Source organism: Staphylococcus sp. HMSC06C11, assembly GCF_001808345.1.
Classification (GTDB): Bacteria; Bacillota; Bacilli; order Staphylococcales; family Staphylococcaceae; genus Staphylococcus; species Staphylococcus capitis.
Genome location: NZ_KV793038.1, coordinates 21,193 through 27,523 on the forward strand (window position 1 = coordinate 21,193; position 6,331 = coordinate 27,523).

Below are 6,331 nucleotides of genomic sequence, written 5' to 3' on the forward strand. Positions count from 1 at the left end.
TATGATAGAATGTTTTGAGTAACTTTTTAAAAGGAGATGTATATCATGGCACAGCAACCACATACGACTAAGAAGAAATTAGAGACTGCTGTTTTAATCGGTGTACATGCTCAAACGGATAATCAATTTAATTTTGATTCAACTATGGAAGAATTAGAAGCTTTATCTCAAACTTGCCGTTTAAATGTTAAGGGACAAATCACTCAAAATAGAGAACAATTTGATCATAAATATTATGTAGGTAAAGGTAAAATAGAGGAAATTAAAGCTTTCATCGAATTTCATGATATAGATGTTGTCGTTACAAATGATGAATTAACGACGGCTCAATCTAAAACATTAAATGATAATTTGGGCATAAAAATCATCGATAGAACCCAATTGATTTTAGAAATATTCGCATTAAGAGCAAGAAGTAGAGAAGGTAAATTACAAGTTGAACTTGCACAACTTGATTATCTTTTACCACGATTGCAAGGTCATGGAAAGAGTCTTTCTCGTTTAGGCGGTGGCATAGGTACAAGAGGTCCAGGTGAAACAAAACTTGAAATGGATCGACGTCATATTAGAACACGCATGAATGAAATCAAGCATCAACTACAATCAGTAGTTGAACATCGTGAAAGATATAGAAATAAACGAGAACAGAATCAAGTTTTCCAAGTTGCCTTAGTTGGTTATACGAATGCTGGAAAATCATCTTGGTTTAACGTTTTAGCGAATGAAGAAACCTACGAAAAGGATTTACTCTTTGCAACATTAGACCCAAAAACACGTCAAATACAAATAAATGAAGGGTTTAATCTTATTATTTCAGATACAGTAGGTTTCATTCAGAAATTACCTACAACACTTGTTGCTGCGTTCAAATCTACGCTTGAAGAAGCTAAAGATGCAGATTTACTATTACACGTTGTTGATGCGAGTCATCCTGAACATCGTACGCAATATGATACAGTTAATCAAATCATTGATGATTTAAATATGGATCAAATACCTCAGGCTGTCATTTTCAATAAAAAAGATTTATGCACAGAAGCTCAAGAGGCTCCAGTTGCTAAATCGCCATATGTATTTGTATCTAGTCGTGATGAAAATGATAAAGATAAAGTTAGAAACTTAATGATTGATGAAATAAAACATCATTTAGACTATTATGAAGAAACAGTTGATAGTACAGATGCAAATCGATTGTACTTCTTAAAGCAACACACACTAGTTGATGAACTTTATTTCAATGAAGACAATGAGACTTATAGTATTAAAGGTTATAAAAAATAAAGAAGGAAGAAAAATCATGGAAGAAATGACCAAATTAATTGAAGAAGTTGAAACGACTTTAGCACCATTCTTCAAAGATATTGAGAAAACTGCGTTAATCAATCAAGAAAAAGTATTAGACGCATTTCACCATGTCAAAGCTACAGAGAGTGACTTGCAAGGATCTACCGGGTACGGTTATGACGATTTTGGTAGAGATCATTTAGAAGAAATTTACGCTCACACATTTAAAGCTGAAGATGCCCTTGTCAGACCACAAATCATTTCAGGTACCCATGCAATTACGCTAGCTCTGCAGAGTACTTTAAAATATGGTGACGAGTTATTATATATCACTGGAAGTCCATATGACACTTTACTAGAAGTGATAGGTGTGAACGGGAATGGTATAGAAAGTTTAAAAGAACATGGTGTGCACTATAACGAGGTCAAATTGAAAAATGGTAAAATTGATATTCCTTCTGTACTTAGTGCAATAAATGAGAAAACGAAAGTTGTTGCTATTCAACGTTCTAAAGGTTATGATCAACGCCCGTCAATTCCGGTGGATGAAATTGAAGAGGCGATTGATACAATTAAAACACAGCATCCGAGTGTCATTATATTCGTAGATAATTGCTATGGAGAATTTGTTGAAGATAAAGAACCTATTGAAGTAGGGGCTGACTTAATCGCAGGTTCACTCATTAAGAACCCTGGTGGTGGACTAGCTAAGATAGGCGGGTATATAGCAGGTCGTAAAGATTTAATTGAGAGATGCGGTTATCGCTTAACTGCGCCAGGTATTGGTAAAGAAGCGGGAGCATCTTTAAATTCTTTACAAGAAATGTATCAAGGATTCTTTTTAGCTCCTCATGTAGTCAGTCAAAGTTTGAAAGGCGCATTGTTTACCAGTCTTCTTCTTGAAAAGTTAAACATGAAAACGACACCTAAATACAATGTAAAACGTACAGACTTAATCCAAACGGTACAATTTGAGACGAAAGAACAAATGATATCTTTCTGTCAAAGTATACAACATGCTTCTCCAATTAATGCACATTTTAGTCCAGAACCTAGTTATATGCCTGGATACGAAGATGATGTCATTATGGCAGCAGGTACCTTTGTACAAGGCTCCTCTATAGAATTATCAGCGGATGGTCCTATTAGACCACCATATGAGGCATACGTACAAGGTGGACTTACTTATGAACATGTTAAATTAGCTGTAACACGAGCAGTTACACAACTGCGAAAACAAAACTTGATATAAAGATTAATGTAACTCTCTAAATAAACTTGATTTAGAGAGTTTTGTATTTGTTTGAACTTTTTGTCAGAAAATTATAAAATTATTTTAAAAAGTATAAGTTGTTGCCTGAAATTAATTAAAAATTTTGAATGAATTTGGTAGTAGAAATATTGATATGACAGGTTTTTGATATTTTATGTTAGAAAACCTTACATACTTTTGTATTATCGATAAAACTATGCTAAATTAATGACAAGTTCAAAAGTAGAGGAGAGGTTCAAGTGCAGTCTAACGATTCAATCAGACGTAACATGGCCGTATTCTCTATGAGTGTAGTGAGTAAATTAACCGAACTAAGTCCAAGACAAATTCGATACTATGAGACACATGAACTCATTACACCTGAAAGAACTGAAGGTAACAAAAGGTTATTTTCAATGAATGATTTGGATAGACTTTTAGAAATTAAATCTTTAATTGAAAAGGGTTTTAACATTAAAGGTATTAAACAAATCATTTTTGATGATCAAGATCACTTATCGACAGACGAACAAGAGACTAGAAAAAGAATGATTGTAGATGCAACACAGAAACCGCGTAGCGAAACATTACCAATAAATCGTGGTGACTTATCAAGATTTATTAAATAAAATTTGGAGGATTAAAACCATGCCAAAACGTAGTTTTACAAAAGATGATATTCGTAAGTTTGCTGAAGAGGAAAACGTAAGATATTTAAGATTACAATTTACTGATATTTTAGGAACAATTAAAAACGTAGAGGTTCCTGTTAGCCAATTAGAAAAAGTTTTAGATAATGAAATGATGTTTGATGGTTCTTCAATCGAAGGATTTGTAAGAATTGAAGAATCTGATATGTATTTACATCCAGATTTAGATACTTGGGTAATTTTCCCATGGACTGCTGGACAAGGTAAAGTTGCACGTTTAATCTGTGATGTATTTAAAACAGATGGTACTCCATTTGAAGGTGACCCTCGTGCTAACTTAAAACGAGTTTTAAAAGAAATGGAAGATATGGGATTCACAGACTTCAACTTGGGGCCTGAACCAGAATTCTTCTTATTCAAATTAGATGAAAAAGGTGAACCAACATTAGAACTTAATGATGATGGTGGTTACTTCGACTTAGCACCTACAGACTTAGGTGAGAATTGCCGTCGTGATATCGTATTAGAATTAGAGGATATGGGCTTTGATATTGAAGCAAGTCACCATGAAGTTGCACCTGGTCAACATGAAATTGACTTTAAATATGCAGATGCTGTAACAGCATGTGATAATATTCAAACATTCAAACTTGTTGTAAAAACTATTGCTCGTAAACATAATTTACATGCGACATTTATGCCTAAACCACTATTTGGTGTTAACGGAAGCGGAATGCACTTTAACGTTTCACTATTCAAAGGTAAAGAAAATGCATTCTACGATCCAAATGGCGAAATGCAATTAACAGAAACAGCTTATCAATTTACAGCAGGTGTTCTTAAAAATGCACGTGGTTTCACTGCAGTATGTAACCCTCTAGTAAACTCTTATAAACGTTTAGTGCCAGGTTACGAAGCACCATGTTATATCGCTTGGAGTGGTAAAAACCGTTCTCCATTAGTACGTGTACCTTCTTCAAGAGGATTGTCAACTCGTATTGAAGTACGTTCAGTTGACCCTGCAGCTAACCCTTACATGGCTTTAGCAGCAATCCTTGAAGCAGGATTAGACGGAATTAAGAATAAACTAGAAGTACCAGAACCAGTAAATCAAAATATCTACGAAATGAATCGTGAAGAACGAGAAGCAGTTGGCATCCAAGACTTACCATCAACATTGTATACTGCGTTAAAATCAATGCGTGAAAATCCTTCAATCAAAAAAGCTTTAGGAAATCACATTTACAATCAATTTATTAACTCTAAATCAATTGAATGGGATTATTACCGTACTCAAGTTTCTGAATGGGAACGCGAGCAGTACATGAAACAATACTAAAGCGCTAAACAAAACAGGGGAACCACATTAGGGGTAAGAGCTGAGGCGAAACTGTCTCGGCTCTTTTTTGTGTTGTTAATAGTAATTTTAAAGGTGTGAAATGGTCTAGAAGAGTATGGCAAGATATGGCTATAGTTCAAAAAGAAGTGGAAAGAACGACGAGTAATGTTACTTAGAGGGAGACATCCCAATGAGTATATAAAGGATTTTAAGAAACTAACTAACACTACTACTTATAAAGCAAGTAGATTGTTAGTTACTGAATCTGCACGTGTGCAGGCTGAATCACAGAAGCTAACTTATCTTAAAGATTTAGGTGAAGATGGCGAGTACAAGTATGTAGCAAAAATTGACAAGAAAACATCTAAAATATGTCACACATTAAATGGCAAAGTATTTAAAGTTAAAGATATGATACCTGGAGTTAATGCTCCACCTATGCACCCTTGGTGCAGAAGTACTACAGTACCGCATGTGGGAAACTGGCGGGATAAATTCTTTACTGAACGTAAAGATAAGTATCGGATACAGGACAATGTAATAGAAAAAGAAAAATTACAAGAAAAAGCGAAAAAAGAAATGCTTGATATGATACGTAGTGGTAAAATAAAGATAGAATTGAATAATGAAAAGCAAGAACGCCATATTTTAAATACAAAAGCATACTATAATAAGAAATATAATTCTTCTATCTTGCCAAGTTATATTACGCTGGATCCCAAGGAGATTGAAAAAATAACTAAAAAAGAATTTATTAATTTTCCTGTTTTATTTGATGATGAAGGGAAATTTAGAAATAAACAAATTATTAACTACAACAAGATAATCGGCAAATCTTATGTAAATGATGAATATATTGAAACAAAATTAGGTAAAGTTCATTATTCTAAAACTGGTTTTCATGTGGTACCTTACATTAAAAAGGAGTGATTAATTTGAATTTACAATATTACTTAGGAAAAATTGTCAAATTAACTCTTACTAATAATAAAGTATTAGTTGGAAAAGTGACAGATTTTGATGATAAATATGATAATTTTGATGGATTTAATTCAATAGAAATAGATACAGGTAGTATTTTATACGATATAACAGAGAATAAAATTAAGTCAATTGTTTTAAACTGAAAGCATCCTTTCTACCCATATAAATAGAAAGTGGTGCTATTTTTATACACTTTTTTAACCTTCTACAGAAGGTTATTTTTTATGTCCAAAACGTGCTGATGACGTTATAAAAGCAAGTATGGAATACGCAGTCGACAGACTATAAACGGAGGTATATCTCATGGAGAACAATCAAAGTAATATTATTGAAGAAACGAAGCATAATGAGAAATTAGAAACAACTCATGAATAATCACAGCAAAAGGAGAAAACATTCTCCCAAGAAGAAGTATCTCAAATGATTAAAGATCGTTTAGCAAGAGAAAGAAGAAAATCTGATGAACGTATTAAGGATGCCATTCAAGAGGCTGAAAAACTGGCAAATCTGAATGGGAACGCGAGCAGTACATGAAACAATACTAAAGCGCTAAACAAAACAGGGGAACCACATTAGGGGTAAGAGCTGAGGCGAAACTGTCTCGGCTCTTTTTTGTGTTGTTAATAGTAATTTTAAAGGTGTGAAATGGTCTAGAAGAGTATGGCAAGATAGTGCCGTAATTCAAAAAAGTAGTGGAAAGAACGGCTAGTAATGTGTCACTTAGGGGAAGACATCCTAATGAGTATGTAACTGTTTATGAGAAACATACTGTTACAAATACTTATAATGCAAGTAGATTGTTAGTTACTGAATCTGCACGTG

5 protein-coding genes and 4 pseudogenes are annotated in these 6,331 nt (G+C 33.6%); all 9 read left to right on the forward strand.

Annotated elements, in window-relative coordinates:
• Positions 1-45: 45 nt before the first annotated feature.
• Positions 46-1,281, forward strand: coding sequence for a GTPase HflX (hflX, locus tag HMPREF3154_RS03625; protein WP_023350359.1), 1,236 nt, complete (start codon positions 46-48; stop codon positions 1,279-1,281).
• A gap of 16 nt (positions 1,282-1,297) precedes the next feature.
• Positions 1,298-2,536 (forward strand): methionine gamma-lyase family protein, encoded by a 1,239-nt coding sequence (locus tag HMPREF3154_RS03630; protein WP_023350358.1) that lies wholly within the window; start codon positions 1,298-1,300, stop codon positions 2,534-2,536.
• 260 nt (positions 2,537-2,796) lie between these two features.
• Complete coding sequence (locus HMPREF3154_RS03635; protein ID WP_002433929.1) at positions 2,797-3,165, forward strand: MerR family transcriptional regulator; 369 nt, start codon at positions 2,797-2,799, stop codon at positions 3,163-3,165.
• A gap of 19 nt (positions 3,166-3,184) precedes the next feature.
• Positions 3,185-4,525 carry a type I glutamate--ammonia ligase gene (glnA, locus tag HMPREF3154_RS03640; protein WP_002433573.1) on the forward strand — a complete coding sequence of 447 codons (1,341 nt, stop codon included), beginning with the start codon at positions 3,185-3,187 and terminating at the stop codon, positions 4,523-4,525.
• Positions 4,526-4,596: 71 nt separating this feature from the next.
• Positions 4,597-5,455 (forward strand): annotated as a pseudogene (locus tag HMPREF3154_RS03645) (minor capsid protein); the annotation flags it as partial.
• Positions 5,456-5,460: 5 nt separating this feature from the next.
• A complete protein-coding gene (locus HMPREF3154_RS03650; protein ID WP_037560577.1) occupies positions 5,461-5,652 on the forward strand; it encodes a hypothetical protein in 192 nt (63 codons plus the stop codon).
• Positions 5,653-5,728: 76 nt separating this feature from the next.
• Positions 5,729-5,825, forward strand: a pseudogene (locus tag HMPREF3154_RS11600) (hypothetical protein); the annotation flags it as partial.
• Positions 5,813-5,962: pseudogene (locus HMPREF3154_RS11780) on the forward strand (hypothetical protein); the annotation flags it as partial. The pseudogenes HMPREF3154_RS11600 and HMPREF3154_RS11780, both read left to right, overlap by 13 nt.
• Before the next feature lie 163 nt (positions 5,963-6,125).
• Positions 6,126-6,331: pseudogene (locus HMPREF3154_RS11610) on the forward strand (phage head morphogenesis protein); the annotation flags it as partial.